The organism is Arthrobacter sp. HY1533, assembly GCF_027568515.1.
GTDB lineage: Bacteria > Actinomycetota > Actinomycetes > Actinomycetales > Micrococcaceae > Specibacter.
In genome coordinates, this window is the sequence record NZ_JANKZF010000009.1 from 234,366 (window position 1) to 255,523 (window position 21,158).

The 21,158-nt window shown below is 68.7% G+C and carries 17 protein-coding genes; 3 read left to right on the top strand and 14 right to left on the bottom strand.

Annotated features, from left to right (window positions below; translation table 11 throughout):
- Nucleotides 1–14: 14 nt before the first annotated feature.
- The 8 genes from PCK14_RS09835 to nirB form a co-directional block, all read right to left on the bottom strand.
- Entirely contained in the window at nucleotides 15–869 is an 855-nt protein-coding gene (locus PCK14_RS09835; RefSeq protein ID WP_269938293.1) for an ABC transporter permease, read from the bottom strand.
- Nucleotides 866–1,645 carry an ABC transporter ATP-binding protein gene (locus PCK14_RS09840; RefSeq protein WP_269938294.1) on the bottom strand — a complete coding sequence of 260 codons (780 nt, stop codon included), beginning with the start codon at nucleotides 1,643–1,645 and terminating at the stop codon, nucleotides 866–868. The genes PCK14_RS09835 and PCK14_RS09840 overlap by 4 nt, the downstream gene beginning before the upstream one ends.
- Entirely contained in the window at nucleotides 1,642–2,703 is a 1,062-nt protein-coding gene (locus tag PCK14_RS09845; protein ID WP_269938295.1) for an ABC transporter substrate-binding protein, read from the bottom strand. Before PCK14_RS09845 ends, PCK14_RS09840 begins: the two co-directional genes overlap by 4 nt.
- Nucleotides 2,704–2,953: 250 nt before the next feature.
- Complete coding sequence (locus PCK14_RS09850) at nucleotides 2,954–3,178, bottom strand: hypothetical protein (RefSeq protein WP_269938296.1); 225 nt, start codon at nucleotides 3,176–3,178, stop codon at nucleotides 2,954–2,956.
- Between the two features lie 82 nt (nucleotides 3,179–3,260).
- Nucleotides 3,261–3,983 carry a deoxyribose-phosphate aldolase gene (deoC, locus tag PCK14_RS09855; RefSeq protein ID WP_269938297.1) on the bottom strand — a complete coding sequence of 241 codons (723 nt, stop codon included), beginning with the start codon at nucleotides 3,981–3,983 and terminating at the stop codon, nucleotides 3,261–3,263.
- Nucleotides 3,984–4,060: 77 nt separating this feature from the next.
- Nucleotides 4,061–5,224, bottom strand: coding sequence for a uroporphyrinogen-III synthase (locus PCK14_RS09860; protein ID WP_269938298.1), 1,164 nt, complete (start codon nucleotides 5,222–5,224; stop codon nucleotides 4,061–4,063).
- An 8-nt stretch (nucleotides 5,225–5,232) separates the two neighbouring features.
- A complete protein-coding gene (gene cobA, locus PCK14_RS09865; RefSeq protein ID WP_269938299.1) occupies nucleotides 5,233–6,009 on the bottom strand; it encodes a uroporphyrinogen-III C-methyltransferase in 777 nt (258 codons plus the stop codon).
- Nucleotides 6,010–6,021: 12 nt separating this feature from the next.
- Nucleotides 6,022–8,715 carry a nitrite reductase large subunit NirB gene (nirB, locus tag PCK14_RS09870; protein ID WP_269938300.1) on the bottom strand — a complete coding sequence of 898 codons (2,694 nt, stop codon included), beginning with the start codon at nucleotides 8,713–8,715 and terminating at the stop codon, nucleotides 6,022–6,024.
- Nucleotides 8,716–8,958: 243 nt separating this feature from the next.
- Here nirB and nirD point away from each other — a divergent pair, with 243 nt between their 5' ends.
- Complete coding sequence (gene nirD / locus PCK14_RS09875) at nucleotides 8,959–9,372, top strand: nitrite reductase small subunit NirD (RefSeq protein ID WP_269938301.1); 414 nt, start codon at nucleotides 8,959–8,961, stop codon at nucleotides 9,370–9,372.
- Nucleotides 9,373–9,386: 14 nt separating this feature from the next.
- Here the strand turns inward: nirD and PCK14_RS09880 are convergent, their stop codons facing one another.
- The 3 genes from PCK14_RS09880 to PCK14_RS09890 are packed head-to-tail and all read right to left on the bottom strand — an operon-like array spanning nucleotide 9,387 to nucleotide 12,699.
- Nucleotides 9,387–10,040 (bottom strand): J-domain-containing protein, encoded by a 654-nt coding sequence (locus tag PCK14_RS09880; protein ID WP_269938302.1) that lies wholly within the window; start codon nucleotides 10,038–10,040, stop codon nucleotides 9,387–9,389.
- 10 nt (nucleotides 10,041–10,050) lie between these two features.
- Complete coding sequence (locus PCK14_RS09885) at nucleotides 10,051–11,850, bottom strand: phospho-sugar mutase (protein ID WP_442864697.1); 1,800 nt, start codon at nucleotides 11,848–11,850, stop codon at nucleotides 10,051–10,053.
- A gap of 33 nt (nucleotides 11,851–11,883) precedes the next feature.
- Nucleotides 11,884–12,699, bottom strand: a complete 816-nt coding sequence (locus PCK14_RS09890; RefSeq protein WP_269938327.1) for a purine-nucleoside phosphorylase — start codon at nucleotides 12,697–12,699, stop codon at nucleotides 11,884–11,886.
- 92 nt (nucleotides 12,700–12,791) lie between these two features.
- On the opposite strand from PCK14_RS09890, the gene PCK14_RS09895 reads away from it, so the two are divergent.
- Nucleotides 12,792–14,219 (top strand): NAD(P)H-quinone dehydrogenase, encoded by a 1,428-nt coding sequence (locus PCK14_RS09895; RefSeq protein WP_269938303.1) that lies wholly within the window; start codon nucleotides 12,792–12,794, stop codon nucleotides 14,217–14,219.
- 87 nt (nucleotides 14,220–14,306) lie between these two features.
- Here the strand turns inward: PCK14_RS09895 and PCK14_RS09900 are convergent, their stop codons facing one another.
- The 3 genes from PCK14_RS09900 to PCK14_RS09910 are packed head-to-tail and all read right to left on the bottom strand — an operon-like array spanning nucleotide 14,307 to nucleotide 19,374.
- On the bottom strand, nucleotides 14,307–15,824 hold the full coding sequence (locus tag PCK14_RS09900; protein WP_269938304.1) for an FAD-dependent oxidoreductase: 1,518 nt from the start codon (nucleotides 15,822–15,824) through the stop codon (nucleotides 14,307–14,309).
- Nucleotides 15,821–17,968 (bottom strand): molybdopterin oxidoreductase family protein, encoded by a 2,148-nt coding sequence (locus PCK14_RS09905; RefSeq protein ID WP_269938305.1) that lies wholly within the window; start codon nucleotides 17,966–17,968, stop codon nucleotides 15,821–15,823. Before PCK14_RS09905 ends, PCK14_RS09900 begins: the two co-directional genes overlap by 4 nt.
- On the bottom strand, nucleotides 17,968–19,374 hold the full coding sequence (locus PCK14_RS09910; RefSeq protein ID WP_269938306.1) for an MFS transporter: 1,407 nt from the start codon (nucleotides 19,372–19,374) through the stop codon (nucleotides 17,968–17,970). The genes PCK14_RS09905 and PCK14_RS09910 overlap by 1 nt, the downstream gene beginning before the upstream one ends.
- Before the next feature lie 269 nt (nucleotides 19,375–19,643).
- On the opposite strand from PCK14_RS09910, the gene PCK14_RS09915 reads away from it, so the two are divergent.
- Nucleotides 19,644–21,053 carry an MFS transporter gene (locus tag PCK14_RS09915; RefSeq protein WP_269938307.1) on the top strand — a complete coding sequence of 470 codons (1,410 nt, stop codon included), beginning with the start codon at nucleotides 19,644–19,646 and terminating at the stop codon, nucleotides 21,051–21,053.
- Nucleotides 21,054–21,158 lie beyond the last annotated feature (105 nt).

The window sequence follows — 21,158 nt, forward strand, 5'->3', positions numbered from 1 at the left end:
GAAGAATAACCCGGCTAGCTCCTTGCGGCCCCCAACCCCCGGCGATGCAGCAGACCGGCGGTGATGCGTGTGAACACCTGGTCAACGGCCATGCCCACAATCAGGATGACCAGCATGATCGCCATGAGCCCGGGAGTGTCGGAGAACTCCCGGGAGTACTGCAGTGAAGCACCCAAGGACGGCCTCGAGGCGATGATGACCAGAAGCTCGCCCGCCATCAGGCTGCGCCATGCGAAGGACCAACCCTGCTTGAGCCCCGCAACGTAGCCGGGCAGGGCGGCCGGCAACACGATGTGCCAATAAAGGCTGGCTCCCCGCGCCGCCATCGACTTGGCATTTCTGAGCAGATTGCGGGGAATCTCATCAATGCCGCTGATGAGTCCATTGGCGATGGACGGGGCCGCCCCCAAGACAATCACGAAGAGAATGGCCTGTTCACCCAGCCCAAAAATCAGGATGGCAAACGGGAACCAGGCGATGGAAGGCATGGTCTGCATCCCCGTAATGAGCGAACCAATCGCCGACCGCAGCAGCCGGGAATGGGCCACTGAGAGGCCAACCGCGGTCCCCACCGCCACGGCCACGGCGAAACCGATGCCGGCACGGCCCATGGTGATTGACAGGCTCAGCCAGAATTTCTCCTGCCCCAGCATTTCAATCAGGCGCTCCACCACCTCCAGCGGGGCCGGAAGCACATAGGGTGGCCGCCACCCCGAAAGGTACACGCCCTGCCAGATCACAAAAACAAGTGCAACAGCCATGGCCGGCGGGATGAAACGGCGGGCCCCGGCGCGGCGTTTCGTGGTGGACTGCCGGTCCAGGGGAGCCGGGCTGTCCAAGGAAGTGGGGGTTGCTCCGGGCTTGATCATCGCAAGGGCCGCCTGATGTGGTTGGAAAGTTCCGTGGCCAATCCGGCAGACTCGGCGCTGTCGGAGCGCCGGGGCCTGTCAAACGTTATGTCGATTTCAGTGTCGATGCGGCCTGGGGAGGTGGCCATGACGATCACACGGTCGGCCAGCCTGACCGCTTCCCTGGCGTCGTGGGTCACAAACAAGATTGTGAGCCTGCGCTCGGCCCAGATTCGCTCGATTTCATCGTGCATGGCCTCACGGGTGAAAGCGTCAAGTGCACCGAAGGGTTCATCCATCAACAACACGCTGCACTCCTGGGCAAGCGTCTTGGCCAGGGCCACACGTTGGCGCATGCCGCCGGATATTTCATGCGGGCGCAGCTTTTCAAGGCCGGGCAGGCGAACGGTCTCGAGCAGGTCCGCGACCCTCGCGGCCCTCTCGGGGCGGGGAACGTGGGACAGCTTCAACGCCAGTTCAATGTTTCCCCCCACCGTCAGCCAGGGAAACAAGTTGTCCTCCTGAAACATCACCCCAACCTTGCGTCCGCCGGTCGAAATGCTTCCCTGGCTTGGATTGTCCAGCCCGGCAACCAGATTCAGGAGTGTGGACTTCCCACAGCCGGAGCGGCCCAGGAGGCACACAAACTTCTCCGCCGCCACGTCCAGGTCCAGGTTTTCAAGCACCTGTTCCCTCTGGCTACCGCGGCCGTAGTACTTGCTGACGGACTTCACGGAGATCCCGAGGCCGCCTTGAACATTTTCAACGCCTTGCTGAATGGCTGGGGAGGACGTCACGGCACTGCCACCTCGCTCTGGCCGCGGGCCACCAACAATGAATTGAGGATGCGCGTGTCATAAATTCCGTCCAGGTCCACGCTGTCCAGGAGCCCCACGGACTGGGCATTCTTGGCACCTTGGAGCAATGTGGACGCGAGGGGGTCAGGGGTGAATTTCACATTGGCCCACGCCGTTGCCAGGACTCCCTTTTGCAGGGGCTGGCCGGTGAGCTTCTCGATTCCGGCATTGACCACCGATTGCGCCTGCTCCGGCTTGGCGTTGATGAAGTCGATGGCGTTCAGTTCGCCCTTGAGCACGGCGGCCACTGTCCCCGGGTACTTGTCCAGGAATTCCTTGCGCACCACCAGGTTGGTGACCACAAACTGCTTGTCCGGCCAGAGATCGGCTTCGTTGACCAGGACATGGGCGCCGCCCTGCTCAATGAGCCGGGTCATCCACGGTTCGGGAAGCCAGGCCCCATCGATCTGGCCGGCGGAAAAAGCCTGCAAGGCCGTGGCGTTGTCCTGGGGCATGATGCTCACGTCCCCGCCGCCTTCCACCGTGGTGGCCAGACCCTGTGACTTCAGCCAGTAGCGCAAGGCCACGTCCTGGGTGTTGCCCAGTTGCGGCGTGGCCAGCTTTGCCCCCTTCAGCTGTTCGACGGAGCTGATCCCGGAGCGGACCACCAGGCCAGCCCCGCCCGACGCGGCCCCTGCCACCACCCGAAGGGCCGCACCCTTGCTCTTGACGAAGCCGTTGATGGTGGGGTTCGGTCCAACAAAAGCCATGTCCACGGCCCCGGAAAACAAGGCTTCGATGGCTGCCGGCCCCGCATTGAAAAGCATCGGCTTCAGGGCGGTGTCTCCCAGTTCAGCGGCGAAATACCCTTGGTCCACACCAACGATGGCCGGCGCGTGCGTCAGGTTGGGAAAGTAGCCCAACCGCACCTCCTTGGCCACGGCGCCGGCGCCTGGACTTGCGCCCGCCGGGACTGCAGTGTCTGCATTGGCTGAGCACGCGCCCAGCAGGGCCACGATTGCTGCCAGGCCAAGGAGCCTGCCGAATTTCTTGTTCATGTTGTCTGCCCCCGAGGATGAGTGCCGAAATAACCTACTAATCCACTAGGTTATGTTTGCATTTCGGGGGGAAACAGAGTGCACGATACCTGCTTTGCCTACCTGATTACTGTGTTATTCGCGTCCCATCACTTGCTCCGGTGCAACGGTACGCGGAAGCGCAAGGTGCCATCCGCCGTCGAACGTTTCATGGGCGCAAAAAAGCCCCGCAATCCAGGTGGACTGCGGGGCTTTTGCTGCGGCGTCGGTGCTACTCGCCTGCGGAGTCTGTGCGGCCCATGATGGACATCGGAATGATGAGCGACAGGGAGCACAGGCCGATGCCGGCGATGGCCGGGCCAAAGGCGTGCCAGAAGCTTTCCAGGCTCCAGAAGGAGAATGCGAAGATTCCGCCCAGGAACATGGCGAAGAAGATCACAAACAAGACGACTGACTGGACCACGCTGTTTTCGCGACGGTAACTGGTGTTGGACACGGTTCCTCCTTGACCCCGATGGGGGAGATGGGTGGGGCACCGGAGTGCCGGCGCGCTGATCTACCCACGATCTTAGTACGGATTAGTAGGCTGAGGTGCCCGCGGCGCCCGTGACGATGGCAATGCCGGAGCTGGTGCCGATCCGGGTGGCGCCGGCGGCAATCATTTCCAGTGCCTTCTCGCGGGTGCGCACGCCGCCGGAGGCCTTGACGCCCAGCTCCGGGCCCACGGTCTGGCGCATGAGCGCCACATCCTGTGCCGTGGCGCCGCCGCCGTTGAAGCCCGTGGAGGTCTTCACGAAGTCCGCGCCGGCCTCGACGGCGGCCTGGCAGGCCAGGACCTTCTCGTCGTCGCTGAGCAGCGAGGTTTCAATGATGACCTTCAGGATGGAATCCTCGGCGTGGACCACCTCGGCCACGGCGGAGATGTCCGACACCAGGGCGTCCCTGTCCAGGGCGCGGGCGGAGGCAATGTTGATGACCATGTCCACCTCGTCGGCGCCGTCCATCGTGGCGCCGCGGGCCTCAAAGACCTTGACGTCGGTGTTGTGCGTGCCGAGCGGGAACCCCACAACGGTGCAGGTCAGCACCCCGGTGCCCAGCAGCGCCTTCTTGGCCGTTTCCACCCAGACGGGGTTCACGCAGACCGACTTGAAGTGGTGGGTGGCGGCTTCCTGGCACAGGCGCAGGATGTCCGCGCGGCTGGCCTCGGGTGCCAGGAGCGTGTGGTCAATGAACCCGGCAAGGTCTCCCGTGGCGGTTTCCCCTGCGGAGCTGTTGGGTGTGAGGGGGTTGTTGGACGTCATGGGGCATTCCTTCCCTGGTGCGGCTAGTTACCACAATGGTGCCACATGCGAAGGTCAGCGGCGCAGCCTGTTCGCCTCTAGCGGCGCAGCCTGTAGCCGCGCTTGAGCACCGTCTCCACCATGCCCGGGTCGGGCAGGGCGGCCCGCAGCCGGCTGATGGTCATGTGCAGGGCGTGCTCGCTCTCGCCCAGGCCCATGGCGGCCGCCAGCTCGGCCTGCGAGGCGATGGCGCCGTCGGCGTCCATGAGGGCCTTGAGCAGCTGCAGCGGACCGGGCGCCAGCGGCACGCAGACGCCGTCGACCATGAGCGACTGCCCTCGCAGCTCCAGCAGCGAGCCGCCGCTGACGGCGCTCTGGGCGCCCTTGCGTTCCAGGTACTCGCACACGAGCCGGACCAGGGCACCCATGCGGAAGCGCTCCGGCACCAGCGGCGTGATGCCGGAGGCCAGCAGGGGTGCGGCCGTGACGGGGCCGACGGCGGCACACACCACATCGCCCGGCCGGCCGGCCCCGGGGACGGCGCCGCGCAGGGCCCGGCGGAACTCGCGGCCGCGGCCCATTGACTCGGCGGTGCTCAGCACGGCGTCGACCGCAGGGGCACTCGTGAACGTCAGCACGTCCAGCTCCCGGGCAATGACGGCCTCGACGAGCTGCGCCAGTTTGTTGCCGTCCTCGGCGTTGACCCAGCGGTAGGGCGTCACGGCCAACACCGTGGCGCCGGCGGCTCGCAACCGCTCCAGCGCGGCAACGTCCGTGTAGCCGTGGACCTGCACGGCCACGGTCTTGCCCTTTACTCCCGCGGCGATAACGAGGTCCGTCAGTGTTGCGGTGGTTTCATCGGCACTGATCCCGTGGTCGTCAAGGCCTGCCGCGCGGACGGCGCCGCGGGCCTTGGGGCCGCGCACGTAAATGGCGGCAGCAGCCAGCGTTGCCAGCAGTTCCTCGCCCTGCCCGGCGGCATCGGCGGCCTCGGCCCAGCGGCGCATGCCGTAGGCCGTGGTGACCATGACAATCTCCGGGGCGGCGGCAATCACGGCGGCCGTTTCCGCTTGCAGCACGGCATCGTCTTCAACGGGGGCGATCTTCAGCGCCGGGGCGTGCAGCACAGTGGCGCCTCGCCGTTCGAGGGCCTCGATGAGGTCGCCGGCCCGGCGGTGGGCCGTGACGCCGATCCGGAAACCGCGCAGCGGCGGGGGAGGGGTGGGTGTTCGGTGCCCGGGCGGCGGTGCTGCTTGGTTCATGAAGTACCTCACGCTGATTGCAGGCCCGCATCCGCCAGGAAGTCCGGGATGCCCAAGCCGTTTGCGCCTGCCAGTCCGACCACGTCCCCGATCACGATGACGGCGGGGTTGCGGCAGCTGGACGAGGCCCCCACAATGCTACCGACCGTGGCGGTGGTGGTGCGCTGGGAGTGGCTGAAACCGCTCTCAACCACAGCGACGGGCGTAACATTGGCCAGCCCGGCCAGCCTCAGCCCGGCCACGAGGGAGGGCAGCGTGCCGATGCCCATGAGGACCACGATGGTGCCGCCCAGCCCCGCGAGGTGCGTGTATTCGCTCGTGGACAGGGGTGCATGGCCGGACACCACTGTGAACAGGTGGCTGACATTGCGGTGCGTCACGGGGATGCCGGCCGCGCCGGGGACCGCGATAGCGCTGGAAATGCCGGGGATGACCGTCACGGGGATGCCGGCCGCGACTGCTCCGGCCATTTCCTCCCCGCCCCGGCCAAACACAAACGGGTCCCCGCCCTTCAGCCGCACCACGTGCAGGCCGGCGCGGGCGCCGTCGAGCATCCTGGCCGTGATGTCCTCCTGGGCAACTTTGTGGTGCCCCGGCGTCTTGCCCACATCCACAAACGTGGCCCGGGGCGCCAGCCGGGCCAGGTCCTCCGTGGGTCCGAGCCTGTCAAAATAGACCACATCCGCCACGGCCAGGGCCCTGGCGGCGCGGATGGTGAGCAGGTCAGCGGGGCCTGGGCCGCCGCCCACCAGGGTGATGCGTCCCGCGCGTCGTGTGCGTGCCATGGTGATCTCCTTCTAGTTGCTTTGGTTGCTGCGTGGTTCGGCGCTGCGGACGGGGATGTGGGTGGCGATCAGCACGGGGCCCGCGGCCCGTTCCTGTTCCGTGGCCGGGCGGACCTGGCCGCGCTCGGGGACGAACACGATGGAGTCGTCGGGCGTTTCCGGGGCGTTGACGAAGGAGCGGAATCGGCGCAGCCGTTCGGGGTCGGCCAGGGTGGCTGCCCATTCGTCCTCGTAGTTGTCCACGTGGGCCGCCATGGCCGCCTCAAGGTCCGCGGCGATGCCGAGGGAGTCGTTGACCACCACGTCCACCACATGGGCCAGGCCTCCCGGGAGCTCCTCCTGCCAGCGGGCGGTGCGCTGCAGCCTGTCCGCCGTGCGGATGTAGTACATCAAGTACCGGTCGATGTAGCTCACCAGGGTGGAATCGTCCAGGTCCTTGGCCAGCAGCTGGGCGTGCGCCGGGGTGGCTCCTCCGTTGCCGCCAACGTACAGGTTCCAGCCGTCGGCGGTGGCAATGATGCCCACGTCCTTGCCGCGGGCCTCGGCGCATTCGCGGGCGCAACCGGAGACGCCCAGCTTGATCTTGTGCGGGCTGCGCAGGCCCCGGTACCGCAATTCCAGGTTGATGGCCATGGCCACCGAATCCTGCACCCCGAAGCGGCACCAGGTGGAGCCCACACACGATTTCACTGTGCGCAGGGACTTCCCGTACGCCTGCCCGGACTCCATGCCGGCGTCGATCAGGACCTTCCATATCTGCGGCAGCTGTTCCAGACGGGCCCCAAAGAGGTCGATGCGCTGCCCGCCGGTGATCTTGGTGTACAGGCCAAAGTCCTGCGCCACCTTGGCGATCACGGCCAGCTTGTCAGGGGTGATCTCACCGCCGGGGATGCGCGGGACCACCGAGTAGCTGCCGTCCTTTTGCATGTTGGCCAGGGCCCTGTCATTGGTGTCCTGCAGCGTGCCGCGGCCCTCATCCAGCACATAGGCGCTGTTCTGGCTGGCCAGGATGTTGGCCACCGTGGGCTTGCAAATGTCGCAGCCGCGCCCTGCCTTGGCCGTCTCATCGGCGCCGAAGCGGGCCAGGATCTCCCCGAAGCTGCGCAGGTCCAGTGCCCGCACAGCTTCGAACAGTTCCGGACGGGACATTTCAAAATGCTCACACAACGCCTTGGAGACGGCGATGCCGGACTTGGCCAGCTCGCCCTCCATGAGCTTCTTCAGCAGCGGCACGCACGAGCCGCACTGGGTGCCGGCCCGCGTGCACGCCTTCAACCCAGGGAGTTCCCGCACGGGGTCCTGGCCCTCGCAGCTGCCGCAACCGTTCACTGCGTCGCGGACGCTGCCTGCCGTGACGTTGTTGCAGGAGCACAGGATGGCGTCGTCGGGAAGTTCGACGGCGGGTGCCTCGCCGCCGCCGGCTGCCGACAGAAAGGCGCCGGGTTCGGCGGGCAGTTCGCGGCCCAGAAGCGGCCGGAGGCTGGTGTAGGGACTGGCGTCGCCCACAAAGATGCCGCCCAGCAGGACCTTCGCATCCGGGCTCGTGACGATCTTTTGGTACACGCCGCGGGCGGGATCGGCGTAGACAACTTCCAGGCTGTCCTCTGTGGTGGCAAAGGCGTCGCCGAAGCTGGCCACGTCCACGCCGGACAGCTTCAGCTTGGTGGCAGTGTCAAAGCCGGGGAAGGTGGCGCTGCCGCCGTGCAGCCTGTCCGCCACAATCTCCGCCATGGTGTTGGCCGGGGCCACCAGGCCCATGCACTGGCCGCCAAAGTTGGCCACCTCGCCAATGGCCCACACGCCGGGGACGCCGGTTTCGCAGCCGTCGGAGATGACCACTCCGCCGCGGGGGCCCAGCCCAAAGCCGTGGTGGGCGCCGCCGTCGCGCCCCCGGGCCAGTTCATCGCGGGGGCGCACGCCCACCGACACCACCACGAGGTCCGCGGGCACCTGCGTGCCGTCGGCCATGAGCACCCCGGTGACGTTGCCGGCGTCGTCCGTTTCAATGCCCGCCGGGTACACGCCGGTGGTGGCTGCCATTCCCTTGGCGGCAATGAGGCGGCCCAGGGCCTGGCCGGCGCCCTCGTCCAACTGGGCGTTCATGAGCCAGCGGCCGCCGTTGATGACCACCGACTCGGCACCCAGGGTCATCAGCCCGGCCGCGGCCTCCAAGCCGAGCAGGCCGCCGCCAATGACGGCCGTCCGCACGGTGCGGCCCAGTTTCCGGCCCAGCACCTCGAGCTGCTTGTTGAGTGTCCAGACGTCGTCCAGGGTCCGGTAGACGTGGGCCTGGGCGGCGCCGGGGATGTCCAGGCGGGCCGCGTCCGAGCCCGTGGCCAGGACCAGATCGTCGTAGGGGTGGATGGCCGGTTCACCGTTGTCCAGGGTGTGGACCAGGCCGCGGATTGGATCGAGGCGGACTGCCTTGGCGCCGCGGACCAGCGTGATGGAGGGGTGGTCCCAGAGGGTGGCGTCGCCGAGCGTGAGGTCCACGTCCACCTCAGTCAGGGCCCGGCTCAGCGCAACGCGGTCGTAGGGTGCGTGGGTCTCCTCGGTGAGGACAGTGACATGCCAGCCGTCCAGGCCGCGGGCGTGCATGGCCTCGACCAGGCGGTGTGCTGCGGGGCCTCCGCCCACCACCACGAGCCTGCGGAAGGACGGGGCCGTTCCCGGAATGCTGGTGACTTGCGGCTCTGGCTGCGTCATGGTTGTGGCCTCCCACCTCGGGGCCCTCTGGTGGCAGCCCGTGTCCCTCCATGCTAGGAAGACGCCATTGCCGGGCCATTGCGCCTTTGTAACGGACAGTTAACATCGGCCTCACTGTGGCTTGTGCAACGGCTGTGAGGGGGGATTAACGTCACCGTCACGGGGGTGCGGGGCTGCGGAAACATGGCGTGCCTAGCGTGGGAGGTGCCAGTTCACCACTTCCGCCCAATGCGAAGGATCGCCATGGAACAGCTCCTGGAAATGCCCCGCCCCGCCAGCCTTGATCCGGCGTCCCCGGGTTACCTGGCGTCCCCGGCTTCCCTGGCCGACGGCGCTCGCCGCTGGCACCCGGTCTGCCGGCTGCGTGAGCTGGAGGACTCATGGGGCGAGGCCGCCCTGGTGGACGGCCGCCAGCTTGCCTTGTTCTGGGTGGGAGGCAGCGACGTCTTTGCCGTGGCACAGGCGTGTCCCGCAACCCAGGCACACGTCATGGCCCGCGGCCTGGTGGGAACGCGTGGGACCACCCACACCATTGCCTCGCCGCTGCACAAGGAGGTGTACTCGCTGTCCACGGGCGAGTGTTTTGGCCGCCCGGAACTGCACCTGGCCACGTATCCGGTGCGCGTCGTGGACGGCACCGTCGAGGTCAGCTGCTAGCGGCGCCCGAACATCTAGCTGCGCCGGAACAGCCTGGCGAACAAGCCGCGCCCGCGTTCGGGGGCGGCTTCCGGTTCCGGAGCCTGGGCGGCGGCGGCCGCACGGCGGGCCACGGCCCGGGACCGCCAGGCCGCCACCTCGGCGTCAACCTCCCGCAGCTTGGTGATGACCGGTGGACCGCCCAAAAGCTGGCGGCGGGCCTCGATGATCCGGGCGTTGAAATCGGCCAGGATCTCGCGCACGCGCGCCTCGGAACCCTGCGCGTCCAGTGTGGCGTCGAGTTCGGCGTCCTCCTTGCGCAGCATCAGGGCCGGGGGACCGAGCCCGCTGACCTGCTCACGCTGCAGCAGCCCCTTGACCCACCAGTCGGGGTCGTCATTGCCGCCCAGGCCCGGAATGGGCTTGCCCGCGTAGGCCAAATTGTCGAAGTCGCCACGGGCCACGGCGGCGTCGATGGCGCTGTTGGCCACCTCCCACACCTCTTCGGCCTCGTGGATGCGCCGCGGCTCGTTCGCCTGGGCACCATCCCCGGAACCGAATGAACGGCCGGTGGCGTTGGCGTAGTCATCGGCCGGGATGGGCGTTGCCGCCGCGTCCCTGGCGTCCAGGTACCGGGCCGCCTCGAGTGCCTTGTCGCGGAATTCCGGTTCCTTCTTCCCCTGCGGCATGCGCTGCGCCCTAGAGGCTTTCCAGTCCCAGCGCCGTCCGCACATCCTGCACGACGGCGGCCAGCGCACGCTGCGCCTCCTGGCGGGCCTGGCCAAGTTCTTCCTGCCCGGCCACCGGGACGATGACCTCCAGGTAGGCCTTGAGCTTGGGCTCGGTGCCACTGGGACGGACGATCACCCGGGTGCCGTTGTCCGTCAGGTATGACATGCCGTCCGTGGCCGGCAGCTCCGGCGTTCCCTCGGACAGGTCGGTCAACACAGTGACGGGGGAGCCGTCGAAGCGGGCCGGGGGCTGCGCCCGCAGCCGTGCCATCATGTCGGCGATGTCGGAGATCTCCTCCACGCGGATGCTGATCTGGGTCGAGGAGTGCAGGCCATGGGACAGGGCCAGCTCGTCCAGAACGTCAAACAGTGTGCGGCCGGCGGCCTTGAGCCGGGCCGCCATCTCGGCGATCAGCAGCCCGGCCGAGATGCCGTCCTTGTCGCGGACCAATTCCGGGGCCACGCAGTAACCCAGGGCCTCCTCGTAGCCAAACGCCAGGCCCGGCACGCGGGAAATCCACTTGAAGCCCGTCAGCGTCTGGACATGGCCAAAGCCCGCCTCCTGGGCAATCTTGGCCAGCAGGCGCGAGGACACAATGGAGTTGGCAAACACGGGAGTGGCTGCCGTGCCGTCTGCCGCCGTGCCGCCGGTGGCCCAGCCGCCGCGGGCCGCCAGGTGCGCCCCGAGCAGGGCGCCCACCTGGTCGCCGTGCAGCTGGTGCCACTTGCCCGTGGCCGGGTCCAGAGCGCCCACGGCGGCCCTGTCGGCGTCGGGGTCGTTGGCCAGCACAATGTCTGCACCCACCTTTCCGGCCAGGGCAAAGGCGAGGTCCATGGCCCCGGGCTCCTCGGGGTTGGGGAACGCCACGGTGGGGAATTCGGGGTCCGGATGGGTCTGTTCCGGGACGGGGTGGACGTTGGTGAAGCCGGCATGGGCCAGCACGGCCAGGGCTGTTTCATGCCCCACGCCGTGCATGGAGGTGTGCACAATCTTCAAGTCCCGGTCCGGGAACGCCTTGGCATCGGCCAGCTCGGCAACAGCCTTGATGTAGCCGGCCACCAGCTCCGGGCCCAGCACTGTCCAGCCGGACTCCGCCATGGAGATGCCGGAGGTGTCGCCGAGTTGTTTGGTGTTGGAGACTTCGGCAATGTGCCCGGCGATGAGGGAATCGTGCGGGGCAACGATTTGCACGCCGCGGGCCTCGGGGGCCACGGCCCGGCCGCCCAGGTAGACCTTGTAGCCATTGTCCTGGCGCGGGTTGTGGCTTGCCGTGACCATGATGCCGGCCTCGCAGTCCAGGGCGCGCACGGCGTAGGCCAACACGGGCGTGGGCAGCGGGGCCGGCATGAGGAATGTCTCAACGCCTGCCGCGGCAAAGATGGCCGCCGTCTCGCGGGCAAAGTCGGCGGAGTTGTGCCGGGCGTCGAAGCCCACAACGGCGCGGGGCCGGTAGGCGCCATCCTGGGAGGCCAGGGCCAGCAGGTGGGCTGCCACCCCGGCGGCGGCGCGGCGCACCACCACCTTGTTCATGCGGTTGGGGCCCGGGCCCATGGCCGCCCGCAGCCCGGCCGTGCCGAACTGAAGGTTGCCGGCAAAGCTGTCGGCGAGCTCGGCAGGGTCCGCTGCGGCGCCGTCGATCATTGATCGCAGCGCCGCGGCGGTGGCCGGGTCGGGGTCATGGCTGGCCCACTGCCCGGCCGCCTCCTGCAGGGCCGCAACTTCGAGTGCGGCGTTGGACTCGGACCGGGCGTCGTTTAGATGTCTCACGAGACAAATGTAGCGGCCCGGCCGCTGGAAGTCCTAGAGCTTGGCGATGATGCCCGCCAGCAGCGCCGAAATGCGCGGCCCTGCAGCGGCCCCGGCTTCCAGGACTTCCTCGTGCGAGAGCGGCGTGGCGCTGATGCCGGCGGCGAGGTTGGTCACCAGCGAGATGCCGAAGACCTCCATGCCGGCGGCGCGGGCGGCAATGGCTTCCAGCGCCGTGGACATGCCCACGAGGTCGGCGCCGATGCGCTTGGCGTACTGCACCTCGGCGGGGGTTTCGTAGTGCGGGCCGGTGAACTGTGCGTACACGCCCTCATCCAGGGTGGGGTCCACCTCGCGGGCCAGGGTGCGCAGCCGGGAGGAGTACAAATCCGTCAGGTCCACGAACGTGGCACCTTCCAGCGGGGAACTGGCCGTGAGGTTGATGTGGTCGCTGATGAGCACGGGGGTGCCCGGGTTCCAGGCCTCGTTGAGCCCGCCGCAGCCGTTGGTCAGGACCATGGTCTTGGCGCCGGCTGCCGCGGCCGTGCGCACGCCGTGCACCACGGCACGCACACCCTTGCCCTCGTAGAAGTGGGTGCGGGCACCCAGCACCAGCACGTTCTTGCCGCCGGGGGTGCGGATGGAGGTCAGCGTGGCGGTGTGGCCCACCACGGCGGGGGCGGAGAAGCCGGGGACGTCGGCGGCGTTGACCACGGCGGTCACCTCGCCGATGAGCCCGGCAGCCTCACCCCAGCCGGAGCCCAGCACCACGGCAATGTCGTGCTGTGCGACGCCGGTCTTCTCGGCAATGTAGGCGGCCGCCTCGCGGGCCAGCTGGGCGGGATCGGTCTCGGGGGTGCTCTGTTCAATAGTCACGGAACCAACATACCGGCACGCGGCCCGCCGGGACAGGACCGGCAGGAACTTGGAGCAAAGCCCGGGCTAGGGAAGAATGAACATTTGTGACCAGCAACCAGGATGTATTCCAGCCCTTTGCCCTTCCCAGCCTTGCCATCCTCGGCGGCGGCCCCGGCGGCTATGAGGCCGCCATGGTTGCGGCCTCCATGGGCGCCAAGGTGACCATTGTGGAGCGCGCCGGCCTGGGCGGCTCCGCCGTGCTGAGCGACGTTGTCCCCTCCAAGACGCTCATTGCCGTGGCCGAGGCCATGAACCGCAGCGTGGACTCAACCGAGCTCGGCGTGAGCTTCCACGGCTCCGACGGCAACCCCAAGGAGGCCATGAAGGCCGACCTGAAGGCCATCAACGAGCGCGTGCTGCGCCTGGCCCGCGAGCAGTCCACCGACATCCGCCGCGGCCTTGAGGCCCTGGGCGTGAAGATCATCATTGGCACCGGCCGCCTGCTGGACAACCGCACCATCTCCGTGGACCGCGGCGAGAGCACCGAAATCGTCAAGGCCGACGCCATCCTGGTCTCCGTCGGCGCCCACCCCCGCGAGCTCGCCACGGCGCAGCCCGACGGCGAACGCATCTTCAACTGGACCCAGATCTACGACCTCGAGGAACTCCCCGAAGAGCTCATCGTGGTGGGCTCCGGCGTGACCGGTGCCGAGTTCGCCTCCGCCTTCAACGGCCTGGGCTCCAAGGTCACCCTGATCTCCAGCCGCGACCAGGTTCTCCCCGGCGAGGACTCCGACGCCGCCGCCGTGCTCGAGGATGTCTTTGCCCGCCGCGGCCTGCGCGTGCTGGCCCAGTCCCGCGCCGAGGCCGTGGAGCGCACCGCCGACGGCGTGGTTGTCACCCTGGGCGACGGCTCCAAGGTCACCGGCTCGCACTGCCTGGTCTGCGTTGGCTCCATCCCCAACACCACCGACATTGGCCTGGAGGCCGCCGGCGTTGAAGTCACCCCCAGCGGCCACATCAAGGTCGACGGCGTCTCCCGCACCAGCGCGCCCAACGTCTACGCCGCGGGCGACTGCACAGGCGTGTTCGCCCTGGCCTCCGTTGCCGCCATGCAGGGCCGCATCGCCGTGGCCCACCTGGGCGGGGATGGCGTGCGCCCGCTGAAGCTGAACCAGGTTTCCTCCAACATCTTCACGTCCCCGGAAATTGCCTCCGTGGGTGTTTCCGAAGCGGACCTGGCCTCCGGCAAGTACCAGGGCGACGTGATCAAGCTCTCGCTGCAGACCAACGCCCGGGCCAAGATGCGGAACGTCAACGACGGCTTCATCAAGATCATTGCCCGCAAGGGCTCCGGCACCGTCATTGGCGGTGTGGTGGTGGGCGCTGGCGCCTGTGAGCTGATCTTCCCGATCGCCCTGGCCGTGACACAGAAGCTGCACGTTGACGACGTCGCCAGCACCTTCACGGTGTACCCCTCAATGTCGGGCTCCATCGCCGAGGCCGCGCGCCGCCTGCACGTGCACATGTAGTTCCCATGAACGCGCAGTCGTTGCCCCTTCCGGCCAGCCGAAGGGGCAACGAGTGCGAGGTCACGGGCGGCAGCGGGACCGACAAGCTTAGGCCGGGGCGAAATGCGCCTCGATCAGGGCCTTCAAATCCCCGTGGCAGCCGCCGCAGCCCGTGCCGGCTCGGGTTGCCGCGGAGATTTCCGGCACGGTTGAGCAGCCCTGCGCCACCGCTGCGCTGATGGTTTCGCCCGAGACGCCGGCACAACGGCACACGTTTCGTGAGGGGTCCGGGGATGCCGGCGCGGCGTCAGGGCCGTCCAGGCGCAGCAGCGCCGACCGGTCTGCCGGGAGTTCTGCGCCACGTTCAAACAGCAAGGTCAGTTCAGCCCCGGTGCGCGGCATGCCCACGCTGATGAAGCCGGCCAGGACCCCGGAGCGGGTGCCCATCTTCACGTACTTGCCGTGTTCGGGATCTGCCCACACGCTCACTGCCAGGCCGGGGACATCGTCAAAGGGGCCCGCCGCCACGTCGCCGGCGGCCGCCACGTCCACGCCGCGCGCCTTGAGCATCATGACAGGCGCCCGCTCGGCAGGCAGCGGGTGGGCCGCGGCAGCGCCCGCGGTGAGGAATGCGGCCAGCCATTCGGCCTGCCGCCAGCCCGGGCCAATGAGCCCCAGCGGCCCGGTCCCAGCGGCACAATCCGCGCAGGAGGAATCAAGACAGCGGACTTCGGCACAGTCGCCAATGGCAAAGATGGCGGGGTCGTGGTGCGCCTGCAGCGAGTGGTCCACGAGGATGCCGCGGCCCGTGGCGAGCCCTGCCCCTTCCGCCAGCTCGGTGCGCGGCCGCACGCCGCAGGAGAGCACCAGCAGCGCGCCTTCCACTGCCGGACCGCCGTCCAGGGCCAAGGCAGAGAATGCCGGAACGCCGTCGGCACCCGCCCCCATTTCCACGCCCACGGCCCGCGCGTCGGACACCACAGTGATTCCCCGGGCCCGCAGCGCAGCCGCGACTGTGTGCCCGGCGCCGGCGTCGATGCTGCGCCCCAGCGTGTGCGGCCCGTGGTGGACCACCGTGACCAGGGCACCCTCATCGCGGGCGGCAAGGGCGGCCTCCAAGCCCAGGATCCCGCCACCAAGCACCACCACGCGCTCCCGGCGTGCGACGGCGCCGCGCAGCACCGCGGCGTCGTCCAGCCCGCGCAGGGCGATGACGCCGCGGGGCAGCGGGGAATGCGCGGCGGGGTCCGGGTTGAGTCCGTGCAGCGGCGGGACCACGGGGCGTGCGCCCGTGGCAAACACGAGGGAGGTGTAGCCCAGCCAGGGGCCATCCGCCAGGGTGACCCGCTGCCGGGCCCGGTCCACGCGCAGCACGCGGGCACCGCGAAGCACTGTGACCCCGGCGGCTTCGAGCTCGGCGGGGTCGGAGACGGAGATGGCTTCCTCGGTGGTGCGTCCCACGCCGAGATCGGCCACGAGCACGCGGTTGTAGGCGGCCGCAGCTTCCTCGCCTATGACCGTCAGCGCCATCTCGCCGCGGCGCACCGCAGGCACAAGTTCGTCAACGAGCCTGGCGGCCACGGGGCCGTAGCCAATGACCACCACGTGCGGGGCCGCGGCGTTCACAGCGACACCAGGTGTGCGGCGCCGGCACCTGCCGGAATTCCCGTCCCGGCCGTTACCGTGACGGAGCTTGCCTTGAACTCGGGCATCCCGGAGACCGGATCCACGGAGTCGCTGGTGAGCAGGTTGGCGCATTCCTCCCGGGCAAAGTGAAACGGCAGGAACAAGGTGTCCGGCCGGACAGCCGTGCTGACCCTGGCCGTGCAGCGCACCGTGCCGCGCCCGTTCGCGATGGTGACGGGCCCGCCGTCGTCAATTCCCCGGGACGCGGCAGCCAGCGGGTGGATGAGCAGCTCCGCACGCGGCACGGCACCGGCCAGCTCAGGCACGCGCCGGGTCTGGGCGCCGGACTGGTAGTGCTCCAGCAGCCGGCCCGTGACCAGGGCCAGCGTGGGGCCCGTGAAGAGTGTGTCCCGGGCGTTGCTGGCGGCGGGGGAGACCGGCACCAGAACGGCCAGCCCGCCCGGGTGGGCAAAGGCGTCGCGGAACAGCCGCGGCGTGCCCGTGCTGCCGGCCGGGCAGGGCCAGTGCAGGGCAGCCCCGACGTCCAAAAGCGCGTAGTCGATGCCGGAGTAGTCCGCCAGGCCCCCGGCGGACGCCGCCCGCAGTTCCGTGAACACGGTTTCGGGGTCGGCGCTGAACGTGGACGGGGCGTCCAGGCGGCGGGCAAGCTCGGCCATGATCCACAGCTCCGAGCGGGCCCCCTCAGGCGGGGTGACGGCGGCCCGGCGCCGCAGCACCCGGCCCTCCAGATTGGTCACGGTGCCCTCCTCCTCGGCCCACTGCAGCACCGGCAGCACCAGGTCCGCCTCCTGCGCGGTCTCGGTCATGAAGAAATCGCACACCACCAAAAAGTCCAGCCGGCGCAGCCCCGCCAGAACCTCCCCGGCGTTGGGCGCCGAGACGGCCACGTTGGCGCCGTGGATGAAGAAGGTGTGCACGCTGCGGCCCAGCTCGGCGAGAAGTTCGACGGCGGGCAGCCCGGGCCCCGGGATGTCGGCGGGGTCCACGCCCCACACCGCGGCAACGTGGGCACGGGCGGCGGGGTCCGTGATCTTGCGGTAGCCGGGCAGCTGGTCCGCCTTTTGCCCGTGCTCGCGGCCACCCTGCCCGTTGCCCTGGCCCGTCAGCGTGCCGTAGCCGCTGTTGGCAGAGCCGGGCAGCCCCAGCAGCAGGGCCAGGTTGATGGTGGCCGTGGCGGTGTCGGTCCCGTCCACGTGCTGCTCCACGCCGCGGCCGGTCAGGATGTAGCTTCCGCCGTGGCGCGCGCCGTGGGCCAGCAGCCTGGCCGTCTCCCGCAGCAGGTGCACGGGGACGCCCGTGACGGCCTGCACGCGCTCGGGCCACCAGGAGGCCACGCTGCGGGCCACCGCCTTGAAGCCCGTGGTGCGGCCGTGGATGAAGTCCGTGTTGGCCAGGCCCTCATGGATGACGATGTGGCACAGCCCCAGGAGCAGCGGCAGGTCCGTGGCCGGGGCGGGCTGCAGGTGCAGCCCGGCGCCGTCGGCCGTGAAGTCCGCCGTGGTCGTGCGCCGCGGGTCCACCACGATCAGCCCGCCCGCTGCCCGTGCGCCGGCCAGGTGCTGGACAAACGGCGGCATGGTCTCGGCAACATTGGAGCCCAGCAGCAGCACTGTGTGCGCGCCGTCCAGATCCTCCACGGGGAAGGGCAGTCCCCGGTCCAGGCCGAAGGCGCGGTTGCCGGCCGCGGCGGCCGAGGACATGCAGAAGCGTCCGTTGTAGTCGATCCGTGAGGTGCCCAGGGCCAGCCGGGCGAACTTGCCCAGCTGGTACGCCTTCTCGTTCGTCAGCCCGCCGCCGCCAAACACGCCCACGGCGTCCGGGCCGTGGTCTTCGCGGGTGGCCCGGACCTGTGCGGCGATCAGGTCCAGGGCTTCGTCCCAGCCGATCGGGCGGTGCACGCCGTCGGCCCCGCGCAGCAGGGGATTGGTGATGCGTCCTGGGTGGCCCAGCAAGGTGGCCGAGGTCCAGCCCTTGCGGCACAACCCGCCGCGGTTGGTGGGGAAGTCCCGGCCGGCGATGGCGGGTGGATCCGCCGCGGGTCCCGCAACCCCGGTGGCCGCGGCCGGGGTCACCGTCATGGCACATTGCAGCGCGCAGTAGGGGCAGTGCGTGGCGGTGCCCATTAGATGCTTCCCAGCGAGGTGGCCGAGGCCGGGCGGAGGTACACGGCCCAGGTCAGGGCCATGAGGACAAGGTAGGCGGCGACGAAGCCAATGAAGGCACCCTCGTAGCCGCCGCTGGCCTGGCGGGAGGCGTTGAGGACCTGCGGGACCACGAATCCGCCGTAAGCGCCGATGGCCGAGATGATGCCCAGTGCCGCCGAACCCTTGCGCGCGGCACCCACCCGGGAACCGGCGTCGGACTTGGCCCGCAGCGCGAAGACCATGGGGATCATGCGGTAGGTGGAGCCGTTGCCGGCGCCGGCGGCCGCGAACAGCACCAGGAACAGCAGCAGGAACAGCGGGAAGCTGCCCAGGGGGAGGGTCAGCAGCTGGGCCAGTGCAGCCAGGGCCAGGACGCCGAAGCTGGCAACCGTGACGCGGGCGCCGCCCCAGCGGTCGGCCAGCCGGCCGCCGAGGGGCCGGGCCAGCGAGCCGGTGAGCGCACCCAGGAAGGCCAGGGAAATGACGGCCGGGCCAATCGCGACGCCCACGCCGGGGCCAAAGGCGTCCATGATGAGCTTCGGGAAAACCGCTGAGAAGCCAATGAACGAGCCGAAGGTGCCGATGTACAGCAGTGCCAGGATCCACAGGTGGGGTTCGCGCAGCGAGGCGAGCGAGCCGGCCACATCGGACTTGGCGCTGGCAAGGTTGTCCATGTACTTCCAGGCGCCCCACGCCGCGATGAGGATGAACGGGACCCACATGAGCCCGGCGAGCGGCAGGCCCAAGGTGCCCGCGGCCAGAAGGGTGACGGCCAGCGGCACCATGAACTGGGCGACGGCGGCACCCAGGTTTCCGCCCGCGGCGTTCAGTCCCAGCGCCCAACCCTTTTCCCGTGCGGGGTAGAAGTAGGTGATGTTCGCCATGGACGAGGCGAAGTTGCCGCCGCCCAGTCCCGCGAGGGCGGCCACGGCCAGCATGGCGCCGAAGGGGGTGTCCGGGTTGGATGTGCACCAGGCCAGTCCCAGCGTGGGGATGAGCAGCAGCAGGGCGGAGATGATGGTCCAGTTGCGCCCGCCGAACCTAGCCACCATGAACGTGTAGGGGATGCGCAGCGTGGCGCCCACCAGGGACGGGATGGAGATGAGCCAGAACAGTTCGGCCGAGCTGAAAGTGAAGCCGGCGGCCGGCAGGAACACGACCACGATGGACCACAGTTGCCACACCACAAAGCCCAGGAATTCACAGGCAATGGACCAGGCCAGGTTGCGCTTGGCAATGGCCCGGCCGGCCGTTTCCCATTGCCCGGCGTCCTCGGCGTCCCAGTGGTGGAGCCACCGTCCGGGGGATGTGGTGATGGCCGCCCCTGTGCCGGTCCCCGTCCCGGCGGGTGCTGCTTCGGTGATGTTGGTGCTGTCCACTGTCATGGCAAACCCTCCCGTTGCTTGGTTGTGGTTCCAACCGTAGGGAGGCGGAGTTTCGCCACCGGTCACGCGGTGTGAAATCGCTGTGACGTTTGCCTAACAGCGGTGTCCGGCCGTTGTGAGGGCGCTGGGCGCGGGAACTCCGGCGTCCGCATGATGGTTCCGGTTGTCCAACAGGTGGACAGAGGGACTAGTGTGTAAACACTGAAAAGACAGCAATTGCCGCGGCCCACCCCTGTGTGCGGGCCGCGGCGCCTAGAGAAAGCCAGTTCATGAGCAGCTCCCCCAAGACGGCGACGGCGGAGACCCCGCCCGTCAACAGCCGAGGCCGCGTCATCATCGCGAGCCTCATCGGCACCACCATTGAGTTCTACGACTTCTACGTTTACGCCACCGCGGCCGTGCTGGTCTTCCCGGCGCTGTTCTTCCCCACGGCCGACGCCGCCACGGCGCTGCTGAGCTCCTTCGCCATCTTCGGCGTGGCCTTCATTGCCCGCCCGCTGGGGTCCATTGTGTTTGGCCACTTTGGCGACAAGGTGGGCCGCAAGGGCACCCTCGTGGCATCCCTGCTGACCATGGGTGTCTCCACGTTCCTGATCGGCTGCCTGCCCACAGCACTCGTGCCGGGCTGGGCGTTTTGGGCCCCGGCCCTGCTGGTCGTGATGCGCTTCATGCAGGGCCTTGCCCTGGGTGGCGAGTGGAGCGGCGCGGCCCTGCTGGCCACCGAGAACGCACCGGCCGGCAAGCGCGCCATCTGGGGCACGTTCCCGCAGCTGGGTGCCCCCATCGGCTTCATCCTGGCCAACGGCATCTTCCTGGCCCTCAGCTTCGGCCTGACCACCGAGCAGTTCCAGTCCTGGGGCTGGCGCATCCCGTTCCTGCTCAGCGCAGTCATGGTCATCGTGGGCCTGTACGTCCGCCTCAAGCTCGTGGAAACCCCTGCATTCCAGAAGGTCATCGACCAGGGTGAGGTCTCCAAGCTCCCCGTGGGCCGCGTGTTCAAGACGAGCTGGCGCCCCCTGATCCTGGGCACCTTCGTCATGCTGGCAACCTATGTGCTGTTCTACCTCATGACCACCTTCACGCTGTCCTACGGCACCACCCCGGCCACCATCGAGGCCGCCAAGGCAGCCGCGGTGGCCAAGGGCAAGCCCATGACGGCCGACGCCATCGCCAGCTGGGTCCCGGGCCTGGGCTACACCCGCAACGAGTTCCTCATCATGCTCATCATCGGTGTGGTGTTCTTCGGCATCTTCACCCTCGTCTCGGGCCCCTTGGCCGAGAAGTACGGACGCCGCAAGTCGCTGCTGTGGATCACCGGCGGCATTGCCGTCTTCGGTTTCCTGTTTGTGCCCCTGTTCGGGGCAGGCACCGCCGGCGTCATGGCGCTGCTCATCCTCGGCTTCACGCTCATGGGCCTGACGTTCGGGCCCATGGGTGCCCTGCTGCCGGAAATGTTCCCCACGAACGTCCGCTACACGGGCTCGGCCATCAGCTACAACATGTCCAGCATCCTCGGTGCCGCCGTGGCCCCGTTCATCGCCGTGGCCTTGTGGCAGGCCGCCGACGGCAGCCCCGTCCTGGTGGGCATCTACCTGACCTCCATGGCCGTGCTGACGCTCATCGCCCTGTTCCTCATGAAGGAAACCCGCGACCTGGACTACAACTCCAACGTGAGCTGACGCCCACGCCCTCCCCACCCTCGTTCCTCGGGCGGGGACCTCTCGGGCGCGTGGGCACACTAGCGTGAACAACAAAAGGGTCCCGGCGGGCTCGACCACCTGTGG